Genomic DNA, 25,782 nt, shown 5'->3' with positions numbered 1-25,782 from the left:
TTTATTTCCAAATGAATGTAAGCGTTATCAAAATTTCTTTTTAATTATTTTAAAAGGAGGAATTTGAATGGAAAATTCTCAATTGAATTTCGAAAAGAAGACGATTCGAAAGGTGACAAGAAGAATAATCCCGTTACTATTTTTACTCTATATAATTTCTTATCTAGACAGGGCAAATGTGGGATATGCTGCATTGGAAATGAACGAAGCTTTAGGACTAACAAGTAAAATGTTTGGTCTTGTGACAGGTATTTTTTTTATTGGTTATTTTCTCTTTGAAGTACCAAGTAATATTTTAATGCAAAAATTTGGGGCAAGAGTTTGGATTACTAGGATTCTCTTTACTTGGGGGATTATTTCTATGGCAACTGGGTTTGCTCAGAATGCTACCCAGCTTTATGTTATTCGATTCCTTCTTGGAATAGCAGAAGCAGGTCTATTTCCTGGCATTATTTTATACCTTACTTATTGGTTCCGAGCTAAAGAAAGAGCAAGTACAATTGCGATGTTTATGACAGCAATCGCAGTTTCTTATATTATTGGAGCTCCCGTTTCTACCTTAATTATTGATCATATTCATTGGATGAATGTACCTGGATGGCGTTGGATGTTTATTATCGAAGGCGCCCCTGCTGTTATTTTAGGGTTTGTTACATATTTCTACTTAACAGACCGGCCAGAACAAGCAAAGTGGTTAACAGCTGAAGAAAAAAATTGGTTGATGTCAGAATTAAGAAAGGACGAGGAGCTAAGAGAAAAGCAAGGCCGACAAGCCTCTAGTCATAAGACGGCCTTGATTGATCCTAAACTGTGGTACCTCGCCTTAATTTACTTTGTATATACTGCAGGTACACTGGGCGTTGGTTATTGGATGCCCCAAATTATTAAAGGGTTATCTAGCTATTTATCAAACACCCAGATCGGCTTCATTGCTACAATCCCTTACATTATTGCTTCAATCGTCATGAATTACTGGTCAAGACGCTCAGATCGCACTGGTGAAAGACGTATGCACACAGCTTTACCGTTACTCGTAGCTGGTTTAACGTTACTCAGTGTAGGAATGGTGTCCAATCCATTTATTGCAATGATTTTTATCACTATTTCATTGGCAGCCATGTATTGTTTTAAAGGTCCTTTTTGGTCATTACCTACTATGATATTGAGTCCAGCCACAGTAGCTGTTGGAATTGCAGTCATTAATTCAATTGGAAATCTAGGAGGTTTTGTTGGCCCTTATGCAGTTGGGTGGCTAAAAGATGCTACAGGAAAAATGCAAGCCGGTTTGATTTTCTTAAGTATGATTTTAATAATAGCTTTCCTATTAGTATTAGCTATGAAATTTGAGCAAAGAAGAACTCCCTTAAAGAGTCAGAAGGAAATAGGGGAAATCCGGCTTGAAAAATAATTTCTCTACAATTTAAGCAGATCAATGATCTGCTTTTTTCTAGTGAGATCAGCCTGTATCTTAGAGCCTATAGCGTGTATATACAAGGTTGGCCTAAAGCGGTTTGATGACGTTTTACATATATGATAACAGGTGGAATTATGGTATCATTTTAAAATATATACAGCTGAGGCTGACGTTTATCCAAATGCGGTAGGACAAAAAAAGGGGTTGTTTACTTGAATTCAAAACAGCAGCCGACGACTAGAAAACGCTTGGAGACAATGGCAGATCATGTTGAAGATAAACGTGAAGAATATAAAGAATTGCTCATTCAAGTTCAATCTATTCTCGGTGAACCTTCTTTAGAGCAGGAAGAAGTGAAAGAGAAGCTGTCAGATACGTATAAACAAATGAAAGAATATGCTTTATTTGTTGAATCCATTGAAGCCTTTATTCGAAAAATGGCGAAAGAGTCCGATCAGCAAAAATAGGCATTCATGTATGGATAAAAGAGTGTACCTGCGTGCGGGTACGCTTTTTTGTATTCTGACTGATTATTCGGAAATTTAAATGAAAGCGTTGACATTTATATTGTCATGATCAATAATAAATAAAAAATTCATCTGAGCATGTACAGGAGGAACGATATGAACCATACAACCAAGAAATGCCTGATCACCTTTATGATTGTCCTATTTTCTATGAGTTTTCTTTTTCCTTCCGTTTCTTCTGCCCGAAATCATACGTCGTATGCTGCATCAACTGCTTCAGTCCCATCTGGTCAATATTATCGTTCACAAGAGGTAGCTCTGCATTCTCACGTTCAAAAAGCTTCTCTTTATTACACAACAGATGGCAGCCAGCCGACAACTCAAAGTCAGTTATACAAAAAGCCCATTCATATCGAAACTGATACGACTTTAAAAGTAAGCGTTTACAAGAAAAACCGCCGCCTTTCCACGTCTACGTACAATTATCGCTTTGTCACACGAGAGGACATTGCATCATCTTTTTTATCTTTCGAATACCAAGGAATGCCTTATCGGCTGTATATTCCAAAAAACCATAAAAGGGGTAAAGCCTATCCTCTCGTCCTATTCTTACATGGAGGCGGGGAGAGGGGGACAGACAATCAAAAGCAGTTACTTGCGAATGATGGTGCAGTTTTATGGGCTTCTCCTGAAGTCCAAAAGAAACATCCTTCGTACGTACTTGCACCTCAGGCACGAAATGCTGTCGATGGAGGCTTTGCATTAACAAGAAATTTGCAAAATGAAATTGATCTGACGAACGTGTTTCAATTTTCACCAGATTTACACAAAGCTTATGATGTCCTTCAGCATGTGTTAACTTCTTATCAGATTGATCAGAAAAGAATTTATGCGACGGGTTTATCACAAGGTGGATTTGGCACGTACCAGTTGAATATCACATATCCTCGTTTGTTTGCAGCAATGATTCCTATTGCGGGGGGTGCAGATCCAAGCAAGGCAGGAATTTTAGCAAACAAGCCAATATGGGCATTTCATGCAGAAGATGATTCCATTATCCCTATCAGCTATGCAAGAAATACAATTCAAGCTATTCAAAAAGCTGGCGGCCAGCCGCTTTATACGGAGTATGCAAGTAAGTATGGATATGACCATGCATCATGGACGCCTGCTTATGAGACGCCAGGCTTAACAGATTGGCTGTTTGCACAGAGACGAAGCTTTCGATAAACAAAAACCGATTCACCTCCTAACAAGGCGAATCGGTTTTTTCTGTTTTACTTGTCAAAACGATGAGCAGAATGCTTTGTTGGTCCGATGTATTCGTTTAGCTGGAAAGAGCCTTTAATGGCAGCCGTGATGAATTCTTTTGCTGCATAAATGGCTTCTTTCACGTCTGATCCATTCGCTAGTTCAGCTGTGACTGCTGCTGAGAATGTGCAGCCTGCGCCGTGTGTGTATTCTGTGTCAATTTTATCTGTTTCAAGGCGTTCGAAGGTTTGTCCATCATAAAGTAAATCGATGGCTTTGTCTTCGCTGAGCTTACCGCCTCCAGTGATAACTACATACTTTGCACCAAGTTCGTGAATGCGTTTTGCTGCTTCTTCCATTTGTTCGATCGTTTTAATCTCGCCGATTCCGCTTAATTGACCTGCTTCGAAAAGGTTAGGTGTGATAACGGTTGCCAGTGGCGTGAGCTTTTCACGCAGTGCTTCCGCGTGCTCTGGATAAAGGACTTCGTTCGCACCCTTACAAACCATGACAGGATCAATGACGACATTTTTTAGGTCATATGTTTTGATGGTGTCAGCTGCAAGCTCGATCACGTCGACGGTAGGAAGCATACCCGTTTTCAGTGCATCTACACCAATGCCTTCTACAATGGTAGAGAGCTGCGCGCGAATTGTCGCCGTATCAATTGGAAACACCTGATGATCCCAATGATTATGTGGGTCCATTGCAACGACAACGGTTAAAGCTGTCATCCCGTAGACGTTTTTTTCTTGAAACGTTTTTAAATCTGCTTGGATACCTGCACCGCCGCTTGAATCCGAACCTGCGATGGTGAGTGCTTTATTCATAGACATAGTTGCTGAACCTCCAATGTGATGTGTAACAGTTATTGTTCTATCCCTTATTATAATCAGCTTTTCCGTTTATCACAATGAAACGGCATAAAAAAGCGTTCCTCTCTTCGGAACGCCTCTCTTTCTTACCTTTTACAAATCACCAATTTCCCTTTTTTCAGCTCGTCTAAAAGGGTTAAGGCTAACTCTTGATCGGCCCCAGTTGACATCATTTTGGCCATCAGTTCATCATCCCGGGTGCGAATGACATTGGCGACTTGATCCAAAATTCCTTGATCGACCGCTGTCATGCTTTTGGCGTCTGTATGCTCTGTTACGGTATCAGAGCGTTCTGGGTCGTAGGCAAAAACAAAAACAGCGTCCTTTGATGATCCCGATGAATGAATGTGGTCAATGGTCTGTTTTGCTTCTTTACTATTCTTCACCGTGATATATTCCATCATCATCACTCCTTTTCATCAAAAATTCCCATTTTCCCATCAAATCAAACCGCCTTTTATATCATGAGAAGAAAGTCAATTTATGTTTTAATGGAAAAAGACGAATCTATTAAAGGAGTAAGCTGCATATGAAGATTTCCTTATTAATTGTGACACATAACCGGCTCAGCGCACTGTGTGAGCTGCTTGAATCCATTACAAGACAAACCGTACAGCCTTTTGAAATTGTTGTCGTCAATGATGCAGGAGAGCGAGTCGACATCATTCGGGAACTTTACCCTGAGCTTCCGATCCGCTTGATTCATTTAGATGAGAATGTCCAGCATGTCAATGCCAGAAATGTGGGGGTGCGGGAGCTGACAGGCGACGTCATCATGCTGAGTGACGACGATGATTACTTCACACCTTGTCATATCGAACGCATGAGCAAGGCGCTGGAGGATGCCGATTTTGTCTTTTCTGATGCAGAAATTGTATCATTTGAAGAAAAAGGCGCGACCCGTTTTCCGCTGTCGAGACGTTTGTTTGCTTATACAGCAGATATTGAGGATATGCGTGTCTTTTCTACATATGTTCCTTCGGGCAGTATGTACAAACGCTGTATACACGATGAGATTGGCTATTTTGATCCAGCGATGCATCATTATTGGGACTGGGACTTCTTTTTGCGTGTATCACAGCATGCCCGAGTGAAACGAGTGCCAGCTGCGAGCGTGATCTATGCGTTTTTTGACGGCGGTGGAAATCAGTCTAGTGATCTTGGTGAAACAAGGAAAAACTACTTAGATGATTTAAGTGAAAAGCATGAACTAGGCGATCTGCCGACAGCGAACTTTGCTATATTATTAGAAGAACCAGCGATGAAAAAAAGAGAATCAGAGAGTGAGATTGTGTGGGATGGAAAACCGATGATCTCCAGACTAGCGCAGCAAGTAGAAGGAGGAAAATCACAATGAAGCCATTTTTAAATGATAGCTGGTGGGCTGTGATGAAAAGTGAATTTGAACAGCCGTATTATCAGGAATTACGTGAATGGATGAAGGAAGAATATCGCACGCAGACTGTTTTTCCAAAACCAGATGACGTGTATCGTGCTCTTCATTTGACATCATATGAAAAGGTCAAAGTGGTGATTTTAGGACAAGACCCTTATCATGGCCCAGGGCAGGCACATGGATTAAGCTTTTCTGTTCAGCCGGGCGTCAAACACCCGCCATCTTTGAGAAATATTTTTCAGGAGCTAAAGGATGATCTTGGCTGTCCTGTTCCAAACCACGGCTCACTTGTCAGCTGGGCAGAGCAGGGTGTGCTGCTGTTAAACACTGTGCTGACTGTGAGAAAAGGCGAGGCGAATTCTCATAAAGGCAAGGGCTGGGAACGTGTGACAGACCGCGTGATTGATGTGCTGAATCAGCGTGAACAGCCCGTCGTTTTTGTGTTATGGGGAAGACATGCTCAAAACAAGAAAGAACGCATTGATCAAAACAAGCATATCATCATTGAGTCACCTCATCCAAGTCCTTTTTCTGCAAGAAACGGCTTTTTTGGCAGCCGGCCGTTTTCAAAGGTAAACGCGTATTTAAAGCAAATGGGGATTGAAGAAATCAATTGGTGTATCAAGGATATTGAATGAAAATAGGACGAGGGGAGAGACCCTTCGTCCTGTTTATTTTAAAAATTTACGAACCAAGTCGAGTCCGTTTTTCGCATTTGGATAACGGAAGGAAAAATCGAAGCGATTGGTTTGCCGCAGGACGCTTTTTTCATGCGTAAAAGTAAAGAAGCTGTCCTTCCCATGATATCGCCCCATGCCGCTTTCGCCGACGCCTCCGAATGGCAGGTAAGGTGTAGCGACATGCATAAGTGTGTCATTGATACATCCTCCGCCAAATGAGAGGTTGTCTAGAATATAGGTTTCTGTTTCTTTATTTGTTGTAAATAAGTAAAGCGCAAGCGGCTTTGGCCTTGCTTTGATCATATGAACTGCCTCATGCAGAGAATCAAAGGTCATGACAGGCAGAATTGGTCCGAAAATTTCCTCCTGCATGACGGGATCATCCCATGTGATGTGGTCTAAAATGGTCGGAGCGATTTTGAGCTCCTGTTCATTGCGCTGTCCACCTGTGACGATCGTTCCATTTGAGAGAAATTGTGTAAGCCTGTCAAAATGACGCTGGCTGACATTTTTTCCAAAGTGCGGATGCGTTTCGGGATGTTCACCATAAAAGTCACGGATACAGGCTGTCATTTCTCGCAAAAGTTCCTCTTTGATGGATTCATGAACGAGCAAATAGTCTGGTGCAATGCAGGTTTGCCCTGCATTGGTGAATTTTCCAAAGGTGATCCGCTTCGCTGCTAATTTGATGTCGGCATCAGGCATGACGATGCTGGGACTTTTTCCGCCAAGCTCAAGTGTGACAGGAGTCAAATGTTTTGCGGCGGCTTCCATGACGACTTTGCCAACTGCCACACTTCCAGTAAAGAAGATATAATCAAAGGGCAGTTTCAGCAGCTCTGTACTGACATCAACACCGCCCTCTACGACAGCCGCATGGTCTTCTTGAAATACATGTTTGATGATAGTGCTGATCACTTGTGAGACTGCCGGCGTCAGCTCAGACGGCTTTAAAATCACAGCATTTCCCGCAGAAATCGCGCCGACTAATGGAGAAAGGGCCAATTGGAAAGGATAGTTCCAAGGAGCAATGATGAGCACACTTCCATAGGGTTCCTTGATGATCATGCTTTTTGATCCGATATGAGTCAGCGGTGTTTTCACGCGAGTTGGCTTCGCCCATTTGTGAAGGTGCTTGAGGGTATGATTGATTTCTTCATACACTATCCCGATCTCTGTTGTATAGGCTTCCTGTTCGGATTTATGTAAATCATGGGCTAAGGCCTGTAAAATATCCTTTTCATGCTGTTTGATGGCTGCTTTTAAGTCTTGAAGAATGCGGATGCGTTCTTGAACCGCCGGCTTCTGAAAGACTTTTTGTTTCTGAAATAGAGCAGTGAGCTTGTCCATTATTCAATCCTTTCATAGACGATGTTGTTTCTTTTATTATGTGTGAATGAAGATGACGGGTCAAATAAGAGAGTCGTGAGCGCACTGCTTTGAAAAAATGAACCCATTTGGTTTGTTCATTTGGTAAAATAATGTTGAAAAGAGATTTTTTTAGATTGGAGGGTCTACCCTTGAATATTCATATATCAAGCCTGCTTCAAAAAATGGAGGAAGCGGTTCAAAAAGCAAAACAAAGTGGAAATGATGAAGAGGTGAAACGTCAAGTGGCGGCCATTTCTTCACTATGTGATGTCATTCTCGACGCACCATCACAGGTGCAAATGCCGCAGTCGCCGGTCATTTCACCACCTTCATCGATACATACACCATCAGCACCATCTGTGTCTGCAGATCAAGCCATGCTGGAGAAACTCATGGGCACAAGTGGCGCGAAGAAATTTCAGCAAAATGATGAGGGTCAAAAAGAGAAGGACGGGAATGGCGACTCTATTTTTGATTTTTAATGTCTTGTCACGACAAAGGGAAGGTGATCGGTTTGAAACTATTTTTGGGCGCCATTCAGTGGATGGCATTTTTTATCGCAGCTTCTATTGCCGTACCAATTGCGATTGCACAAGCATTTGAATTGAACCAAGTGCAATCGGCGGAGCTGATTCAAAGTACTTTCTTTTCACTTGGTCTTGTTGCAATGGTGCAGTGTTTATGCGGCCATATGCTGCCGATTAATGAAAGTCCAGCAGGGCTTTGGTGGGGTGTGTATACCCTTTATGCCGGCATGACAGGTACAATCTTTGCGACGTATCCTGAAACCCTGCAAGCATTACAAGGGGCTTTAATTTTTAGTGCTGTTTTCTTTTTTATTTTTAGTCTATTTAAAATCATCAATTGGCTCGCGTCTTTATTTACGCCAGTCGTCACAGGCATTTACCTGCTGCTGCTTGTTGTGCAGCTAAGTCAGCCAATTATGAAAGGGCTGATGGGCATCGGCTATCGGGGAAATCAAGTAGACGGGCTTGTCTTTTGCTTATCGATCTTGATTATTATCCTTACCTTCATGATCAGCCGCTCAAAATGGCATTATTTAAGACAGTTTTCTGTGTTATTCGCACTTGCAGGCGGATGGCTGTTATTCGCTCTACTCGGATTGGCGAAGCCGGTCCGAATTCCAGAACAAATCATCGAGTTTCCGAAGCTGTTTCCATTCGGTATGCCGGTCTTTGACAGTGGATTGCTTGTCACGTCCTTTTTTATAACGATTTTACTCATTGTGAACATGCTGGCAAGTATTCGAATTGTGGAAAGCTCAGTGAAGGCATTTGGTGAACTGCGTGAGCGGAAAAGAGCACGTCCTGCTGGTTTTGTCGCAGCATTTGGTCATTTATTAAGCGGGCTGATCGGGGCGATTGCGCCTGTACCTATTTCGGGGGCAGCCGGATTTATCCAGACAACCAAAATTCCTTCGAGAAAGCCTTTTTTCATAGGAAGTCTGCTTGTTGTTCTCATTAGTTTGTTTCCCCTGCTCATGAGCTTTTTCTCTGCATTGCCACCCCCTGTGGGGCTTGCTGTAAACTTTGTGGTCTTCTCTTCTATGATTGGGATTGCGATGTCGGAGTTTGATCAGTATGAGAAAGAAGAAATTCCGCGGATTCGCTTTGTTCTTGGGATTGCTGTTTTAGCGGGCGTAGGGGCGATGTTTGTGCCTCAGGGGGCCTTGAAAGGGATGCATCCTGTGCTCATTTCATTATTAAGCAACGGTCTTGTTCTAGGCACACTCATTGCGATCGTGGTCGACCAAGTCTTGTTACGAAAGAAAAAGAAATCCGACAATCTCGTGTCAACGTAAAGGGAAAGTTGAATGTCGCCCTTCACCCGCGCTATGATAAATATAATTGACGAGATAAGGAGAATGACGAATGAAACTATTTTTCATTTTAGGTGCCATTAACGCCATGCTTGCTGTTGGACTTGGAGCCTTCGGTGCGCACGGTCTAGAAGGGAAAATCCCTGAAAAATATATAGAAATATGGAATAAAGGTGTTCAATATCAGATGTTCCATGCGATAGGACTATTTATTGTCGCCTTTCTTGCAGATAAGCTATCAGGTGTTTCCCTAGTTCCAACCGCTGGCTGGGTGATGCTTGCAGGCATCCTTTTCTTCTCAGGAAGCCTTTATGTGCTGGCATTAACGCAGGTGAAGATTCTAGGTGCCATTACTCCTATTGGCGGAGTAGCATTTATCGCCTCTTGGATCATGCTTGTCATTGCAGCAGCAAAAAATTTATAAGCCAATAAACCGATGCTCTCATAGGGGCATCGGTTTTTTTTCTTAACTCCAGTAAGGGGTATAGTTGGGCGGTGCTTGATAATATGGGACGTAGTGAGATGGAGGGACAGGATGCGTTTGAGACTCTTCCTCCCGGTGGCAAAATGGTCCGATAAACACACTTGGTTTCACAGGCTTTATCGCCTGCTTCCACTGTGTTTCGTTCATGCAATAAGTATGGGCCATGATGTGAGAAGGGGTGAGGGTGAGAAGGTCTGAGCCTAGGATCACTTCAGGTGTAGATGCGTTAAAAATGGCTAACAAATGAGTTCTGTCTTGGAGAGCGACTTCATAGTGCCACCAGCCTTGAGGCACGTTTGCCACCTGTCCAGGTGTGATGGTGTAGGTGTGCAGTTTTTTTGTAAATGGATTCAGCATCGATACGGCAGCAGAACCGGCTATACAATAAACAAGCTCTGCCGCATTTTGATGATAATGAGGCTCTACGACTTTGCTTTTACTCAAATATATATCCAGCAGGGACACTTGATCCAACGAGTTTAATTGTTTTTTTCCTAACACATTAATCAGGTTATGCTGATCGAATTTCACAAGGGGGCTTTGATTCAGATCGTATGAAAATTTGACATTTGGTGATGTATAATCCAGCTCAACAGTCATTGATGTCACCTCTAGGCTTTTGATAAAAACTACTAGGCATCTTATGAGCAGCGCTCTAGAGGTGTGACAAAAACCTAGACAAAAGAAAAAAGCAAGGGCACCTGAGTCCTTGCTTTTGCCATGCTTGACGTTATCTCGGAGAATATGTTGACATCGAATAAGGATAATCATATTGAATTTCTCCATCAAACGTAATGTAATCAAGATAGATTGTTAATAGTAAGTATCGTGTTCCTGTCTTATTATCACTAATGATAATGTGGTCACGCCCTGCAGCTTCTATGACGCCTCTAAAAATCTTCGAATTCCATTCCTTACTCGCCTCAAACGTCATATAAATCGTGGCTACCTTGCCGCGGTTCAATCGTAGAATATTTTCAATATAGGACTGCTCAATAGGTAGCTGTCCTGTGACATTCTGCTGATAAACCGGTCCAGAAGGAATTTGATAGGGCTGACCGCCGCCCTGCGTTCCTTGGCCTCCTTGTGAAGTACCGGTTGACGGCATTGGTGAAAACCCCTGCTGCATTTGACCCTGCGTTTGGGGAGGGACTGAATAACCCATCTGCTGCGCAGGATACGGATTTGCTCCATATTGTTGCTGGCGGAAATCTTGACCTTCGAAACCCGAACCTTGCCCAAATTGATTTTTCAATTTCATAACGTTCCTCCTCTTTCCTCATGGTGTTCTAAACAGAAGGCGCTAAAGCACCTGTTGTTTCCATAGCATTCTTTCTCTCTTTCACACTATGAGACAGGAGGGGAGAATATGTACATTGAACGAAAAAAAGGAACTGCTATGCAATTCCTCAGCGTGAAGACAATCCCTCGTATTCTATCGGTACTCGTCCTTTTTACATGATCCAGTTTATAGCGTGCTGAATATCAAATAAAAGTGTCATGATGAGAAAAAAAGCGGCGAGCGGTGTGATCACAATGATGAAGGCTTGCCATAATCTGAGCTTCATCACAGCGACAATGCCTAAAACAGCCATTCCCAATATCCACGTCTTTGCATATGCTTCCGTAAGAGGTAAAAGATCGAGATAATACCATACTTCATAATGCTGATCTAAATATGGTGAGATTTTAACAAACGTGTACGGACCAAGCATCCCAACAGTGAAAATCCAAGTAAGTGAAAATAAAGCAGAAGGGAAAAAGACCGTCAGTGTGCACGCTTTGAGTATATCTCGATACGCCGTTTGACAGCCGAAAAAGAGACGTCCTAACCACTTGATGATGAGGACACCGAAAAATAGAATCATATTGCCTGCCAAAATACCATATCCCGCTCCTTGTAACAGAATAAAAGGGAATGGAATATGATTGCCCATATACTCGCTAAAATACCCTTCGTAGATCCAGCCTGTACCGGCGATACTTGCAAGGAGCATCATCAGCCAAATGGGAATATTGGAATGTTGATATGAGCGAATAATCGTTTTTGTTGCGACGAAAATTTTAAAAAATCGAAAAAATCCTTTTACTTCCTCTTCTTGGGAGTGATCATTCTTCATAGCTTCCAATGTTCTTTACTCCTTTAATACACACAAATGATTACTTATATTACCAAAAAGTTCGCATTTTTCAAAGATAGATCAATAAAAAAATACAATTTTATCAAAAATAGGTCACTCTACAGTCTCTTTAAGAGGAGACACATATGATAAACATAGTTTGAAAGAGACCGAGGTGAAAACTTTGACAAAAGTAACTGTCATTATGACGAGCTACAACAAGGCGGCTTACGTCGGCAGATCGATTGAAGCGGTCCTGCAGCAGACGCTGTCAGACTTTGAACTTTTTATCATGGATGATGGATCAAACGAAAAAACCCTTGCTGCTATTGAACCGTTTCGCAAAGATCCCCGCGTTCATTTTATTCAAAGCGGTGTCAAAACGCTGGAAGAGAGAACAGCGAAAACTCGCTACGCCGTGCTGATTAATCAAGCATTAGAACTGGCAAAAGGGGAGTATATTTCCTATGCCACAGATGACAATGTCTACGCCCCGGACCGTTTAGAGAAGCTCACTCATTATCTAGATGCCCATCCAGGTAAAGATATTGTCTATTCTAGTTCTAAAGTGATCTATTTAAATAGCAAAAAAGAGCCAGTGAAGGAAACGATTCGGCCGGCGCAAACAGTGCAATGGAATGCCCCCTGCGCCATAGATCATTGCTCGGTCGTGCATCGTACATCCATTTTATCAAAAATTCATGAGGAATTTGGGTCTTACTGGGACGAGAGTCCGCATTTTTATCGAATAGGGGATGCCCGTTTCTTTTTCCGCTTAAATCATTTTTATCCGTTCTATCCCTTTGATGAAATATTAGATACAAATTACATTACAGAACAGTCCATTCATTATCAGCTGGCAGAAGAAGAGAAAAGTGCCTTTATTCAAGCACTTCCCGAGCAGTCCACCTGCTGGGAGCTTCGCAGTATATTAAAACAAAGACATGGGAGGTGACCTGAAGTGTCGCACTATATTCATCATTATTGGCAGGTGTACTTTGAGTATGTGAATCTGATGAAGGATTTGTCCTACAAGCAAATTCCTCTTGGGTTGATCAGTAATTTTTATCAATATATCAGTCCTGAAGTGAGGGAACGCATGGAAGATGAAGCATTCGGTCAAGAACTGACAACCGCTTGTCCATTACCGGAAGAGATTCAGCCATTTTTTGATCAGCATAAACAGCAGATCAAGCGTATTGCTTATCGTCCGGCGAATGGAAAGGTATTGCTTCACTTTGAACACCTGCGTTTTACGGAACAAAATTACACGCGGTTCCATCCAAACCAAACGGTGGTGCTCGCTCGTTGGAAGAAGGCGGATTATTTCGGTTTACCCGTGATCAGTAAGCCGGAATTAGCCGGAGAGGTTAATAAAGAAGCCCACGCTGAATATATTGAAAAAGCAAATGCTCTCCTTAAACCTTACGCTCACCACCCTGTCTTTGGCAATGTCTTTTTTAGAGAAAAACTGCGGAAGGACATTGTGCAATTTATTGATGTCATTGACCAGATAGAAATGCTATTTCAAATGCAGCCGATTGCAGCTGTTATTGTTGGAACGACAGAGGATGTCTACAGCCGCGTACTCGCTTTGCAAACAGTGAAACGCCAGCTTACGAGTATCTGTCTTCAACACGGCGCGCTTATGGGAGACGAAGCCTTTTTACCGATTTTTACGACTTGCCATGGGGTGTTTGGAAAGTATGAAAAGGATTGGTATGTAGACAAAGGCTGTCAGCCGGAACAGGTGGAAATCACAGGTCATCCGAGGTTTGATTTGGTGAAGGAGCGAACGCCGCTTCAACAGGATCTCATTTTTCGTAAATTGAATTTCAGTCCGGCTAAAAAGACCGTGCTTGTGGCAACGCAGCCGTTTTCTGAAGCCTTTTATGGCGATGTTCTTAAAACGATCGCCAAACGGAAAGACATTCAGCTGATCATGAAGCCGCATCCTTGGGAAATTGCTCGAAATCGATTAAATGACTATGTGTCTATTGAACGAGCGGGAAATCATGTGAAATTGATTAAAAAAGAAATTGACCTGTATGACCTGCTGCCATATGTGGATATCGTGATTACGCTCACATCTACAGTGGGTCTTGAAGCGATGCTTTTTGAAAAGAGTGTGCTGATCGGGAAAATGACAGAAGGCAGAAGATACCCATATTACGAGTCGCTTGGCAGTTATCATATGGAAAACCCTGTTGAACTAGCTGAGAAAGCCATTCGTATTTTGTCGGATGAACAAGAGATGAAACTGGCAAAGCAGCAAGGAGCTCAGTTCATTAAACAACATTATCCGCATGCGCGATCTATCGATGTTCTGCTTTCTCTGCTCAAAACAAAAACTGGTGTGGATTTTCAGAGATGAAGATAGGGGTGTGCAAGCGATATGGGAAAAAAGAGAGCACAATTTCTTCCTTATGCTCTGCCTTTCATTGAGCAGGAGGAAATTGATGAAGTCATTGGAACATTAAAGTCCGGCTGGCTGTCAACTGGACCAAAAGTAAGACAGTTTGAAGAAGAATTTCAGCAGCTGACAGGTGCAAAACATGCGATCGCTGTCAATTCATGTACGGCTGCTTTATTTTTAGCCTTAAAGGCAAGAGGGATTGGGGCTGGGGATGAGGTGATTACAACCCCTCTGACATTCTGCGCAACAGCTAATACGATTATCCATACGGGGGCAGCGCCTGTATTTGTCGATATTGATCCAGCGACCCTCAACATAGATGCAGAGAAAATAGAAGCGGCCATTACACCACATACAAAAGCGATTGTTCCTGTTCACTTTGCCGGTCAATCGTGCGATATGGACCGAATTTTAGCGATTGCCAAAAAGTATGATCTATTTGTACTTGAAGATGCTGCCCACGCTCTTTACACAACGTACCACGGTCAGCCCGTTGGATCCATTGGTGATGCGACCGCTTTTAGCTTTTATGCAACGAAAAACCTAGCGACTGGTGAAGGCGGCATGCTGACAACAAATGATGATGCGCTTGCTGCTCGGATTAGAAGACTAGCGCTGCATGGGATGAGCAAGGGAGCGTGGAATCGTTATGGAGAAAAAGGAACGTGGTATTACGAGGTCGAGGAACCAGGCTATAAAATGAACATGTTTGACGTGCAGGCATCGTTAGGGCTTGTTCAGCTAAACCGTCTGGATGAGATGCAGGCACGGAGAGAACAGATTGCAAAAGCATACAATCAGGCTTTTCAAAAAGAAGCGGGTCTTATCCTGCCGCCTGTGCATCAAGATGGAAGACATGCATGGCATTTGTATGTACTGCAAGTGAATCCAAAAGAAGCATTCATCACGCGGGATGAACTGATTGATCAGCTGCAAAAGGAATATAAAATCGGCACGAGTGTTCACTTTATCCCTGTTCACTTGCATCCATACTATCAGGAAACATATCACTATTCACCAGAGGATTTCCCTGAGTCACTCGCATACTACAAGCAGACGCTCTCACTGCCGCTCTATCCAAGTATGACAGATGAAGATGTGCAGGATGTTATCACAGCGGTGTTGTCTATTTTAAAAGAACAGAGGGCATCATCATGAAGGTCGTTCATGCTGTAGATGATCAGGTGCTGGCTGCTTGGCTGGAGAAATACGGTCAACAAGCGGAACAAATGAACGGATTCAAGCAGTTTGCTCTTGTTAATGGCGCCCAGCTCAAAGCAGTCCTGTTATATGAATGGTCAAAATGGGAAAGCGGCATTTTTGATCAGCATATTTTTCATGTGAAGTTTGTGGAAGCGGAGTCAGCGTCTTCTTTTCAAGAATTGATGGAGCGTTTCATCAATTGGATGAGAACTGAAAAATGCGATTTTTTCTTTTTACGTCTTGAAGCGTCTGATCTTGTAAAAAACCGTATCGTTCAAAGACTGTCACATGTGTACTATGTGGGAGGTCTCACTCGTCTTGAGGCGCCGCCTGTTCATATGGAGCTTCCATCAACAGGTGAAGATGTGGTTATTAGTCTGCCGAATGAAAAGGATTACGATGAGGCGGTCTCACTTGCTCATCAGGCGTTTGGGAAAAGCCGGTACGCACTTGATCCTTTTTTAGATCAGAATGTCGTCCAGCATTTCTTTCAGGAATGGATGAGAAACAATTTACTCGGACGTGCAGATATCAATCTCGCGGCAAAGGTAAACGATGAAGTCATTGGTTTGATTCAAGGGGTGACAAAGGGCGATGAACTAGTGCTTGATTTATTGTCCATTAGACCGGATGCACAAGGAAAAGGGATCGGAAAAAAGCTCGTGATGGCGATAATAAAAGCCTCTTATGAGAGAGGGCATCGGTTTATGTCTGCCGGAACTCAGATGCATAACACAACCGCGATTCAGCTGTACGAAAAGCTGGGCTTTAGAACAAAAAATGCCTTCTTGTATTACCATGTGTGGCCGAAAAAAGGAGAGAGGTAAGATGGCGCATTTCTATATCGGAGATCGCAAAGTAGGGGATGGTGCGCCTGTCTTTATCATTGCAGAGGCAGGCATTAACCATGATGGAAAGCTGGATCAGGCGCTTGCTTTAATTGATGTGGCAAAAGAAGCAGGTGCCGATGCGGTGAAGTTTCAAATGTTTCAAGCTGATCGGATGTATCAAAAGGAACCGGGTTTGTACGAAACAGCCAAGGGGGAAGAGGTGTCTATTTTTTCTTTAGTGGAACAAATGGAGCTGCCGCCAGAATGGCTCCCGGTGTTATTGTCACGCTGCGCGGAAAAAGGGCTGATATTTTTAAGCACAGTGTGTGACGAAGAATCTGCGGATCTATTGAATCAAACCGATCCGCCGGCTTTCAAGCTGGCATCCTATGAAATCAATCATCTGCCTCTTATGCGTCACACGGCATCTTTTCAAAAGCCCATCATATTCTCAACAGCCGGGGCAACCATTTCGGATGTCCATGAAGCATACGAGGCGATTACAAGCGAGCAAAATCAGCAGGTCGCTATCATGCATTGCGTAGCAAAGTATCCAGCACCTAGAGCTTACACGAATCTGCGCGTGCTTCAAACTTTAGCTGCGGCATTTCCCGACGCAGTCATTGGCTTTTCTGATCATAGTGAGCATCCAACTGAAGCGCCTGTAGCTGCTGTGAAGCTTGGGGCGGCAATCATTGAAAAGCATTTTACAGTCGATAAAACGTTACCTGGGGCTGATCATTCCTTTGCGCTTGATCCTGAAGAATTGAAGGAAATGGTTCAGCATATTCGAGCGGCAGAAAAGCAGCGGAATTTAAAAGAAGCTGACATTCATTCAGTGCCAGAAGAGCTCCTTGGCAGTTCTTATAAAACGACAACAGCTATTGAAGGCAAGATTCGTGAATTTGCGTATCGAGGCATTTTTACGACAAAAGGCATTGCGAAGGGCGAGACATTGACCGCAGAAAATCTAGCTGTGTTACGTCCAGGACAAAAAAGCCAAGGTCTGCATCCAAGGTATATGGCGGTTTTACTTGGCGCAAAGGCTGTCAGAGATATCCCAGCCCATACAGGGGTTTCGTGGAAAGATGTACTCATGAAGGAGACGCCAAATGAACAATGATGTCCTTTTTGTCATACAGGCGAGAATGGGCTCAACAAGGCTGCCAAAAAAGGTAATGAAACCGATCGGCGGTATGGCGCTGATCGACCTGATTGTTGAACGGGTAAAGCAATCAGCTCATTACAATCACAAAACGCAGAACCTTATGATCGCCACAACAGTTGAGGCAGAAGATGATCTGCTGGCTCATTATTGTTTATCAAAGGGCTATAAAGTATTTCGTGGCAGTGAGACGGATGTACTGCAGCGATTTGCGCAGATTGTCCGTCATTTTGAACCGCAAACCATTGTGCGTTTAACGGGAGATAACCCATTTATAGATCCAGTCCTTTTGTCGAAAATGCTTGAAAAACATAGACAAGAGAAGGCTGATTACACGTATACGGCTGGAACGCCACTGGGTATTTCCGGGGAAATGATCGACGCACAGATTTTAAGTGAAATCGACAATTTTCCCCTTACGCAGCCAGAGCGTGAGCATGTCACGCTCTATATCAGAAAGCATCCTGAGCAATTTCACCTGCAATTATTCACACCGCCCAAAGAACTTGCATATCCTGCTTATCGATTCACGATTGATACAGAAGAAGATTATGTGTTTGCGACCCGTTTACTAGAGAAAGCTGGCGGCTCCATTGCTGTGCCTACGGCTGAACTCATCACCATTTGCGAACAAGACCCTGATATTGTTCGGTTGAATCAATTTGTGAAACAGAAGGATGCTGAATGAACAAGAAAATCATGATTGTTGTGTATGGTGGGTTTTTAAGAGGGATGGGGCATGTCGTCAGAATGAAACGGCTGGCAAATCAACTGCTTCAAGAAGGAAACGACATATCTTTCTATACAAATGAACAGATCTGTGTAGAAATGCTCTCAGGTCCAGATTGGCACGTTCATTTGGTGCAGGAGTCGAAGGCATTCCTTCAGATGGAGCAGGACATAAAAGAGCTGAATCCAGATCTTCTGCTGATTGATGTACTTGATTGTGACCTCCAATTTCTTCGATTGATCAAAGCGTCCTCCGGCTCTGCAAGGCTGGTTTTATTTGAAGAAATAAGAGCAGAAGCTTGTCAGCTTGCCGATGCTGTCGTGAACGGCATTTATGGCGGTCTGGACGAAAAGCACATGCAAGTAGATGGGACAGAATATTTTTATGGAACACCTTATTTATTGTTAGATCAAGAGATAAGCCGATTAAAAGACACATATGAGGTTCGAAAAGAATGCAAAAAGGTGGTCATCAGCCTTGGGGGCAGTGACCCATGCGGATTGTTATCAAAGGCTGTATCAGCACTCCTCGAAGCTGACCACTTACACATCTTAGCGGTTACAGGAAAAGCCTCCCGCATTGAAGAACAAATAGAGGCTGAGCATATTCAATTCATTCGTCATACAGATCAATTACTTGCACGCCTTTCGGAAGCTGATCTGGCAATAGTGGCTGGCGGGATGACGTTATACGAGGCAGTTTGTATCGGAGTGCCCAGTATTGTCCTTTCACAAGTCGATCACCAAGCAGTGACAGCCGCTCGTTTTGCACAAAAGGGAGCCTGCCGTCATCTTGGATTAGGTGAACTTGTGGATGAAAAAGATATACGATGTGCTGTGGAAAGGCTGTCCGGCAGCTATTTTCTCCGCAGGAGCATCCATCTCAATGGACGGACACTCATCGATGGAAAAGGAACTGAACGAGTGAAAAACATTCTTATACACCTCATGAATCATCACCAAAAAGAACATAAGGATGTGTAGATGTGAAGGGAGTTATTTTAGCAGGAGGAAAGGGATCACGACTGGCGCCTTTAACGAAGATTTTCAATAAACATTTATTGCCGGTTGGTCCATATCCAATGATTTATTGGTCATTGTTCAAATTGAAGGAAGCAGGGATTTTAGATGTGATGGTCATATCACAAGAAGAACAAATCCCGCTGTTTCAAAAGCTGCTTGAAAGCGATCAGGAACTGGGGATGAACATCGTATATCAGGTACAGCCTGAAGCGTCTGGGATATCAGACGGCTTATCCTATGCAAAGCCCTTTGTTAAAGGGGAGAAGTTTGTGCTGATGCTTGGTGATAATGTATTTGAGGATTCGCTAAACCCTTTTGTTGAAGCCTTTCAGCGGCAAGATAGAGGAGCCAAGGTTTTGTTGAAAGAAGTGGCAGATCCAAACCGGTTTGGCATTGCAGAAATTGATGCCACGCGCCAACGGATTTTATCAATAGAAGAAAAGCCGGAGTATCCGCGCTCATCTTACTGCGTCACGGGCATCTATTTTTATGATCAAGAAGTCTTTCAATATATTGAGAGAATCTTGCCGTCAGATCGAGGCGAATTAGAGATTACAGACGTGAACAATCTCTATATCTCAAATAGCCAGCTGACCTATGATATGTTAAAAGGGTGGTGGATTGATGCAGGAACACATGAATCTCTCCACGAAGCATCTGCGAAAATGTTTGAAACGATGAAGAAAAAAGAGGGATCCGAATGACGAAGTCTTATTTAATTACAGGTGGAGCGGGTTTTATCGGACTGAATTTTGTGAAGCTGCTGCTTCAGGATACAAATATCAGGCTCACCGTTTTTGATAAATTAACATATGCCAGTCATCCAGACGAGATGGATGAATTATTAAAGTTGTCTCATTTTCGGTTTATTCAGGGGGATATTACCCTTCAGCATGAGCTGGATCAAGCATTTGACGAAGTCTATGATGCAATCATTCATTTTGCGGCAGAATCGCATGTTGATCGCAGCATTGAATCGGCAGAGCCTTTTATTCAAACAAATGTCCTCGGAACGTATCGTATGCTTGAAGCAGTCTTAAAAGGAAAGGCGAAAAAGCTCATTCATATTTCAACAGATGAAGTATATGGAGATTTGGAGCCAGATGATCCTGCTTTCACAGAACAAACACCACTTTCACCGAATAATCCTTATTCAGCAAGCAAGGCGAGTTCAGACCTGCTTGTGAAATCCTATATCCACACTCACCAATTACCCGCGATGATTACACGATGCAGCAACAATTACGGACCGTATCAGCATGAGGAAAAATTAATACCGACCATTATTAGAAAAGCAGTCAATGGAGAGAAAATCCCGATTTATGGAGACGGCCGGCAAATTCGCGATTGGCTGTATGTAGAGGACCATGCGAGAGCTGTGAAGAAGGTGCTCGAAAACGGCACAGCCGGGCAGGTATACAATATTGGCGGCGGCAATGAGAAAACAAATCTCGATTTAACCAAAACGATTCTATCGCAGCTCGGAATCAGTCATGATCAAATTGCGTTTATTCAAGACCGAAAAGGACATGACAGACGGTATGCCATTGATGCCAGTAAGCTAAAAGGCGAGCTCGGCTGGACGCAGGAGACGTCATTTGAAGAAGGTATCGAAAAAACGATCAATTGGTATCGAACCAAATACGATCAGAGCGAAGAAGGGTGACGGATGAAAGTTTTAATCACCGGTGCAGGCGGCCAATTAGGGAAAGAATTGAGCAGACAGCTCAAAGAAAAAGACATGACCGTCATTGCCTTAACGAGGAACATGCTCAATATCACAGACCAGCAGGCAGTTAGACATGCGATGAGACACTATCAGCCTGATATTGTTGTCAGTGCAGCAGCCTATACATCTGTTGATCAATGTGAAACAGAAACCGAAAAGGCGTATCTTGTGAATGGCATTGGCGCCTACTATACAGCCCTGGAAGCAAAGCGCGCAGGCGCTGATGTGTTACATGTCAGTACAGATTATGTGTTTGACGGGCAGGCGGACACCCCTTACCAAGTCGATGCACAAGCAGATCCTCAAACCATTTATGGAAAGAGTAAAAAGCTTGGTGAGGAATTGATTCAGCTTGTGTCAGACGAAGTGAAAATCATTCGTACCTCGTGGCTCTACGGACATGAGGGGCATAACTTTGTGAATACCATTCTTCGGCTCGCTGAAACGAAGGATCATTTGCGCATTGTGAACGATCAAATAGGGTCTCCTACTTATACAAAGGATGCAGCCGAGGCCTTGATTCATTTGTTTGATCAGAAGGCAGGCGTGTACCATGTCAGTAATCGAGAAAGCTGTTCCTGGTTTGATTTTGCGTCAGAAATTGTGATGAAAAGCGGCCTGTCCGCTACAATTGAGCCGATTTCCACGGAAGAGTACGGCTTCCAAACGCCACGCCCAGCCTATTCTGTCTTAGATCTTCAAGCGATTGAAGCCACAGGCTGGCAGCCGAGGCATTGGAAGGATGCACTTCACGAATATTTGCAGAAAGAAGGGAGATGGCAACAGTATGATTGATGGTGTTCAAACAAAAAAACTCATGAAACATTGTGATGACCGCGGCTTTTTTGCAGAGCTCATTCGAGATGATGAGCCGATGCTGAAACGCTTTGGTCAGGCGTCATGGTCGAAAAGCTTTCCAGGCGTGATCAAAGCTTTTCATTATCATGAAAAACAAGACGACGTTTGGTTCTTCCCGGCAGGTCATGCACAGGTCGTGTTATACGATTTGCGTGAGGACTCTCCCACAAAGGGGCAAACCGATGTGTATTACATGGGGGAAGACAATCCGATGCTGCTTCTCATCCCAAAGGGTGTCGCGCATGGCTACCGTGTACTAGGTGAGACGCCGCTGCAAATTGTGTATTTCACAACAGAATCGTATGACCCGAAAAACCCAGATGAAAAGAGAATCGCCTGGAATGACGAAACGATCGGGTTTAATTGGGAAACGACATTTAAATAGAGAACGGGGGCCTTTCGCAGGAGAAAGGTCTTTTTTTGTTGAAATACATTCTATATGTGTCATTTTATGTATATGTACTAAGCTGATAAGAAAAGGGATGTGGATGAGTTTGTCTAAAAGAATTGCGTTTGTAACAGGAGCAAGTACAGGGATTGGAAAGGCCATCGCCATAAAGCTTGCCGCTCAAGACAATGTAAAGATCATCATCAATTCTAGAAATCAATCCTCACTAGAAGAAGCGCAGCAGCACATTGGGCGTATGGCAGAAACAAAGGAGCCGGTGGCTCTTTTCTGTGGGGACATGTCAGATGAAGGAGTGAGGGCTGAGGCTTTTACGAAAATAGAAAAAGAGTTTGGCAGACTGGATGTGTTGATTAATAACATTCCAGGGGGGAAGCCAGATACTTTTGATTCATGTGACAGCGAGCAGATGATGGCAGCATTTTCTCAAAAAGCCATTGCGTACATTGATATGATGAAGCGTGCGGCAGCGATGATGAAACGACATGAATATGGCCGGATCATTCAAATTGTCGGGAACCTATGGAAGGAGCCCGGTGACCAAATGTTTACGAACAGTATGATGAATGCAGCGATTATTAATGCTAGTAAAAATGCTGCCACACAGCTTGCACCTTCAGGGATCACAGTGAATTGTTTAAATCCGGGATTTATAGCTACAGATCGGTATGAACAATTTATCGGAAACATGATGCGTAAACAGGCATTATCGAGGGAAGAAGCTGTACAGGCTGTAGCGTCAGGAATTCCAATGAAAAGAGTGGGGTCAGCTAGTGAAATGGCTTCATTGGCCGCTTTTATCGCATCAGAGGAAGCCTCCTATCTTACAGGACAACAAATATCCGTCGATGGTGGTTCGATGAAAAGTATATGACATCAAAAAACCCGCTATATGCGGGTTTTTTGATTAAAGCGAATCGGAAGGATGCGAAGCCGGTCGATAAACAGGGCAAGCTGTTCAATTGGAGCAACCATTGAGATGCGGACATGACGGCTTCCATGTGCTCCAAACACACCCCCAGGCGTGACAACAACATCAGAATGTTCGAGTAAATAGTCTGCAAATGCATGAGAATGTTCAAAATCATCAGGGATGGGAGCCCATAAATAAAAGGCGCCAGCTGGACGTTCGATGGACCATCCTAGCTGCTTTTCGGCCTGACGGATGAAAAAGTGAATTCGTTCAAGGTAGACCTCTTTTAATGATTGTATGTGACAGTCATCGCTTTGCAAGGCGACGGTTGCGGCTTGTTGAAATCCGCCATACATACTGACAAACACATGATCTTGGAAGGCGTTAATGGATTGGATGATGTCCTCATTACCTACAGCAAAAGCGACTCTCCACCCTGCCATATTAAATGTTTTGGATAGAGAATATAATTCCACTCCTACGCTTTTCCCAAGAGGAGCGTTCAGAAAGCTTACTGGTTTTTGCTCATAATGAAATGAACCATAGGCAAAATCATGAATGACATGCAGTCCGTGAGCCGATGCAAAATCAGCAGCCTCTTCAAAAAATGCATCATTTGCCACAGCACCTGTTGGGTTATTCGGATAATTTAAGAAAAGAACCTTTGCCTTTTTAAGCACTTCCGGATCAATTGAAGAGAGATTTGGCAAATAGCCATTTTTCGATTCAAGTTTGATGCAGTAGGGCTTAGCGTCTGCCATCAAGATCCCAGAATGATATTCCGGGTATCCTGGATCGGGGATGAGGGCAACGTCCCCAGGGTCAAGCAGACACTGACTCATGACATAAAGGCCTGTTTTCCCTCCATTGAAAAGAGCCACTTCTTTCTGTGGGTCTATCTCAGTGCCGAACTCCTTTTTGTAGAAATCTGCAATGGCTTGCTTGAAAAAGTCGAAGCCTCTAAAAGGTGCATATTGCTGAAATTGCAAAGTGGCTGCTGCCTCTTGAAGGGCGCTTACGATATGTGCAGGAGTAGGAAGATCGGGATTTCCCTGACCAAGGTTTATGATGTTCGCTCCGTTTTGTGCTTTTTGCGCAATTTTCTCAAATACGGTTCCAAATTTCTGTTCTGGCAGCCGTTTAATCATGTTAGATGGTAAGATCTCCACCACGTTACCCTCTCTTTCTATCCCTTGACTAATTCATCCATTAAATGAATGGCAGCTTGCTTCTGTAAGTTGCGGATGGATGCGGCAACATCCTGTGAGGATGACCCTTTTAACTCAAGCGACACGATGCCGTTAAAGGCTTCAAATAAAGATAGATCGACAAAGGTGCCTTTGGACGGGACGGATTTATTGACGATCACAGTATCTCCAACTAAAGCATCCTGCGGAATATGGATATGATCAATGGTGATATGTGTGGCCTCTGCCGGTATGTGTCCGCTTTCTTTGAAATGCTGAGGGTATAAATGGCAGTCTGCTATATAATGCGTATGTCCAGAAAGCAGCTCTTTTGGCAGCGCCGCTTTTTTTCCATCGACTAATACATCGATCAGCAGCTTAGCCATATCCACCCCAAACACTTTTTTGATATTCGGAATCATATTCCAGCCAGCAAATCTAGCTGCGGATTCGATCAGTCCTGTTTCTCGATTTTTCATGAGCTTGATCTCTGTATGGGTCGCACAGTTTTCAAGGCCCAGCCCTTCATTTGCCTTCTTTGCTGCCTCAATGATGATTTGCTGGGCTTCATTGTCTAGGATCGAGGGAGTAATATGAGCCGTTTCTGTAAAACCGATTTGAGGGGTCTTGTCATGTATGACAAAAGGGATATATTCTCCCTCCACGACGAACCCTTCTACACTGACATAATCAGAATAGCCATCCTCTTGATACCAATCCTCGTAAGCACCCTCTAAATACGTTTCAGCGACAAATGGTGCTTCATATGTCACAGCGTTTGGGACGGGAATCGTTTGCAAGTAGGATTGTACGTTTAAAAAGAGATCATCACTGCCGGCTTTGTCATGAAAAAGGGTCACGCCAATGGAGCTTGCTAAATATGTAGGCTTTAAAATAAGCGGTGTCCCGATATGTTCAATGGCTTGCTGGAAATCAGCTAAAGTCGTGACAGGCTGAGTTTTCACCGCTTTGACACCAGCAGCGTTAAATGCAGCCCTCATTTGGCTTTTATCACGTGCCATTTCAGCTGCTTTTACCCCAGCGCCGCGCAGTCCCAGCCGCTCAGCTGCTTTTGCCATTGGTGCAATGAATAATTCATTATTGGTGGTGATGGCATCAGCTTTGAAAAAGGAAGCCACACGGACTAGGTCTTCCACCACCTCTTCCTCTGATTTCAGATAATCATCATGTGCCCAGTAAATAGAATCAGGGTGTTCAAAAGAAGGGTGTGTCTCAAAATAATCACGATCTTTGATGACGGCAATGGAGTATTTTTCGATTAGTTCAGCGTGACCCTTTGTAATGGCAAAGGGTCTCGGGATATAAGAAACGATATGATAAGATGCTGCCACGCTTTCATAAAACATATGGGGCGGGCATCCTCCTAAGTCAGCAATGACAAGTACGGTTTTTTTACTCAATGAA

28 protein-coding genes are annotated in these 25,782 nt (G+C 43.4%); 20 read left to right on the top strand and 8 right to left on the bottom strand.

Annotated features, from left to right (window positions below):
• The first annotated feature begins 67 nt into the window (after positions 1-67).
• The 3 genes from H7F25_RS16230 to H7F25_RS16220 all read left to right on the top strand — a co-directional run bounded on the left by H7F25_RS16230 (position 68) and on the right by H7F25_RS16220 (position 3,111).
• Positions 68-1,408 (top strand): MFS transporter, encoded by a 1,341-nt coding sequence (locus tag H7F25_RS16230; RefSeq protein WP_149126162.1) that lies wholly within the window; start codon positions 68-70, stop codon positions 1,406-1,408.
• Between the two features lie 218 nt (positions 1,409-1,626).
• A complete protein-coding gene (locus tag H7F25_RS16225) occupies positions 1,627-1,881 on the top strand; it encodes a hypothetical protein (protein ID WP_024423823.1) in 255 nt (84 codons plus the stop codon).
• Between the two features lie 156 nt (positions 1,882-2,037).
• Positions 2,038-3,111: a chitobiase/beta-hexosaminidase C-terminal domain-containing protein gene (locus H7F25_RS16220; RefSeq protein ID WP_171464773.1), complete on the top strand. Its 1,074-nt coding sequence runs from the start codon at positions 2,038-2,040 to the stop codon at positions 3,109-3,111.
• Positions 3,112-3,158: 47 nt separating this feature from the next.
• Here the strand turns inward: H7F25_RS16220 and H7F25_RS16215 are convergent, their stop codons facing one another.
• Complete coding sequence (locus H7F25_RS16215) at positions 3,159-3,968, bottom strand: bifunctional hydroxymethylpyrimidine kinase/phosphomethylpyrimidine kinase (RefSeq protein ID WP_024426411.1); 810 nt, start codon at positions 3,966-3,968, stop codon at positions 3,159-3,161.
• A 125-nt stretch (positions 3,969-4,093) separates the two neighbouring features.
• A complete protein-coding gene (locus H7F25_RS16210) occupies positions 4,094-4,408 on the bottom strand; it encodes a YflT domain-containing protein (protein ID WP_149126164.1) in 315 nt (104 codons plus the stop codon).
• A gap of 128 nt (positions 4,409-4,536) precedes the next feature.
• On the opposite strand from H7F25_RS16210, the gene H7F25_RS16205 reads away from it, so the two are divergent.
• Both H7F25_RS16205 and H7F25_RS16200 read left to right on the top strand, forming a co-directional pair.
• Entirely contained in the window at positions 4,537-5,364 is an 828-nt protein-coding gene (locus H7F25_RS16205) for a glycosyltransferase family 2 protein (protein ID WP_149126165.1), read from the top strand.
• Positions 5,361-6,041 carry a uracil-DNA glycosylase gene (locus H7F25_RS16200; RefSeq protein ID WP_185853927.1) on the top strand — a complete coding sequence of 227 codons (681 nt, stop codon included), beginning with the start codon at positions 5,361-5,363 and terminating at the stop codon, positions 6,039-6,041. The genes H7F25_RS16205 and H7F25_RS16200 overlap by 4 nt, the downstream gene beginning before the upstream one ends.
• Before the next feature lie 33 nt (positions 6,042-6,074).
• Here the strand turns inward: H7F25_RS16200 and H7F25_RS16195 are convergent, their stop codons facing one another.
• On the bottom strand, positions 6,075-7,433 hold the full coding sequence (locus tag H7F25_RS16195; protein WP_149126166.1) for an aldehyde dehydrogenase: 1,359 nt from the start codon (positions 7,431-7,433) through the stop codon (positions 6,075-6,077).
• 170 nt (positions 7,434-7,603) lie between these two features.
• Between H7F25_RS16195 and H7F25_RS16190 the strand changes: the two genes are divergently transcribed.
• The 3 genes from H7F25_RS16190 to H7F25_RS16180 all read left to right on the top strand — a co-directional run bounded on the left by H7F25_RS16190 (position 7,604) and on the right by H7F25_RS16180 (position 9,718).
• A complete protein-coding gene (locus H7F25_RS16190; protein ID WP_024423816.1) occupies positions 7,604-7,936 on the top strand; it encodes a YwdI family protein in 333 nt (110 codons plus the stop codon).
• A 32-nt stretch (positions 7,937-7,968) separates the two neighbouring features.
• Positions 7,969-9,276 carry a purine/pyrimidine permease gene (locus tag H7F25_RS16185; protein WP_185853926.1) on the top strand — a complete coding sequence of 436 codons (1,308 nt, stop codon included), beginning with the start codon at positions 7,969-7,971 and terminating at the stop codon, positions 9,274-9,276.
• A 70-nt stretch (positions 9,277-9,346) separates the two neighbouring features.
• The gene (locus H7F25_RS16180) at positions 9,347-9,718 is read left to right on the top strand and encodes a DUF423 domain-containing protein (RefSeq protein ID WP_003215282.1); all 372 of its coding nucleotides are present in this window, start codon (positions 9,347-9,349) and stop codon (positions 9,716-9,718) included.
• Between the two features lie 42 nt (positions 9,719-9,760).
• Here H7F25_RS16180 and H7F25_RS16175 read toward each other — a convergent pair whose 3' ends face one another.
• From H7F25_RS16175 to H7F25_RS16165, 3 genes are all read right to left on the bottom strand, one after another.
• Positions 9,761-10,378 carry a cupin domain-containing protein gene (locus H7F25_RS16175; RefSeq protein ID WP_024423814.1) on the bottom strand — a complete coding sequence of 206 codons (618 nt, stop codon included), beginning with the start codon at positions 10,376-10,378 and terminating at the stop codon, positions 9,761-9,763.
• A gap of 130 nt (positions 10,379-10,508) precedes the next feature.
• Positions 10,509-11,039, bottom strand: a complete 531-nt coding sequence (gene gerQ, locus H7F25_RS16170; protein WP_024426405.1) for a spore coat protein GerQ — start codon at positions 11,037-11,039, stop codon at positions 10,509-10,511.
• Positions 11,040-11,232: 193 nt separating this feature from the next.
• Positions 11,233-11,907: a YIP1 family protein gene (locus H7F25_RS16165; protein WP_024423813.1), complete on the bottom strand. Its 675-nt coding sequence runs from the start codon at positions 11,905-11,907 to the stop codon at positions 11,233-11,235.
• A gap of 175 nt (positions 11,908-12,082) precedes the next feature.
• On the opposite strand from H7F25_RS16165, the gene H7F25_RS16160 reads away from it, so the two are divergent.
• From H7F25_RS16160 to H7F25_RS16105, 12 genes are all read left to right on the top strand, one after another.
• Positions 12,083-12,853, top strand: coding sequence for a glycosyltransferase family 2 protein (locus tag H7F25_RS16160; protein ID WP_024423812.1), 771 nt, complete (start codon positions 12,083-12,085; stop codon positions 12,851-12,853).
• A gap of 6 nt (positions 12,854-12,859) precedes the next feature.
• Entirely contained in the window at positions 12,860-14,272 is a 1,413-nt protein-coding gene (locus H7F25_RS16155) for a capsular polysaccharide export protein, LipB/KpsS family (RefSeq protein WP_185853925.1), read from the top strand.
• 21 nt (positions 14,273-14,293) lie between these two features.
• On the top strand, positions 14,294-15,472 hold the full coding sequence (locus tag H7F25_RS16150; protein WP_185853924.1) for a DegT/DnrJ/EryC1/StrS family aminotransferase: 1,179 nt from the start codon (positions 14,294-14,296) through the stop codon (positions 15,470-15,472).
• On the top strand, positions 15,469-16,344 hold the full coding sequence (locus tag H7F25_RS16145) for a GNAT family N-acetyltransferase (RefSeq protein ID WP_025093837.1): 876 nt from the start codon (positions 15,469-15,471) through the stop codon (positions 16,342-16,344). Before H7F25_RS16150 ends, H7F25_RS16145 begins: the two co-directional genes overlap by 4 nt.
• Before the next feature lies 1 nt (position 16,345).
• Positions 16,346-17,470 (top strand): N-acetylneuraminate synthase family protein, encoded by a 1,125-nt coding sequence (locus tag H7F25_RS16140; RefSeq protein WP_185853923.1) that lies wholly within the window; start codon positions 16,346-16,348, stop codon positions 17,468-17,470.
• Positions 17,460-18,200: a cytidylyltransferase domain-containing protein gene (locus H7F25_RS16135; protein WP_171464768.1), complete on the top strand. Its 741-nt coding sequence runs from the start codon at positions 17,460-17,462 to the stop codon at positions 18,198-18,200. The genes H7F25_RS16140 and H7F25_RS16135 overlap by 11 nt, the downstream gene beginning before the upstream one ends.
• Positions 18,197-19,225, top strand: coding sequence for a PseG/SpsG family protein (locus tag H7F25_RS16130; protein WP_025093840.1), 1,029 nt, complete (start codon positions 18,197-18,199; stop codon positions 19,223-19,225). Before H7F25_RS16135 ends, H7F25_RS16130 begins: the two co-directional genes overlap by 4 nt.
• A gap of 2 nt (positions 19,226-19,227) precedes the next feature.
• Positions 19,228-19,968 (top strand): sugar phosphate nucleotidyltransferase, encoded by a 741-nt coding sequence (locus tag H7F25_RS16125; protein ID WP_125585818.1) that lies wholly within the window; start codon positions 19,228-19,230, stop codon positions 19,966-19,968.
• Complete coding sequence (rfbB, locus tag H7F25_RS16120; protein WP_024426396.1) at positions 19,965-20,930, top strand: dTDP-glucose 4,6-dehydratase; 966 nt, start codon at positions 19,965-19,967, stop codon at positions 20,928-20,930. The genes H7F25_RS16125 and rfbB overlap by 4 nt, the downstream gene beginning before the upstream one ends.
• 3 nt (positions 20,931-20,933) lie before the next feature.
• Entirely contained in the window at positions 20,934-21,788 is an 855-nt protein-coding gene (rfbD, locus tag H7F25_RS16115) for a dTDP-4-dehydrorhamnose reductase (protein ID WP_149126167.1), read from the top strand.
• Positions 21,781-22,236: a dTDP-4-dehydrorhamnose 3,5-epimerase family protein gene (locus H7F25_RS16110; protein ID WP_024423802.1), complete on the top strand. Its 456-nt coding sequence runs from the start codon at positions 21,781-21,783 to the stop codon at positions 22,234-22,236. The genes rfbD and H7F25_RS16110 overlap by 8 nt, the downstream gene beginning before the upstream one ends.
• 103 nt (positions 22,237-22,339) lie before the next feature.
• Positions 22,340-23,131, top strand: coding sequence for an SDR family oxidoreductase (locus H7F25_RS16105; RefSeq protein ID WP_269780168.1), 792 nt, complete (start codon positions 22,340-22,342; stop codon positions 23,129-23,131).
• Between the two features lie 14 nt (positions 23,132-23,145).
• On the opposite strand, the gene H7F25_RS16100 is transcribed toward H7F25_RS16105, so the two are convergent.
• Positions 23,146-24,339, bottom strand: a complete 1,194-nt coding sequence (locus H7F25_RS16100; protein WP_034621923.1) for a pyridoxal phosphate-dependent aminotransferase — start codon at positions 24,337-24,339, stop codon at positions 23,146-23,148.
• 17 nt (positions 24,340-24,356) lie between these two features.
• Positions 24,357-25,778 (bottom strand): alanine--anticapsin ligase, encoded by a 1,422-nt coding sequence (locus H7F25_RS16095; RefSeq protein WP_034621860.1) that lies wholly within the window; start codon positions 25,776-25,778, stop codon positions 24,357-24,359.
• Positions 25,779-25,782 lie beyond the last annotated feature (4 nt).

The organism is Bacillus sp. PAMC28571 (genome assembly GCF_014250435.1).
GTDB classification, from domain to species: Bacteria; Bacillota; Bacilli; order Bacillales; family Bacillaceae; genus Bacillus; species Bacillus safensis.
The sequence above is the reverse complement of the archived record's forward strand: the minus strand, read 5'-3'. Positions and strand labels throughout refer to the sequence as shown.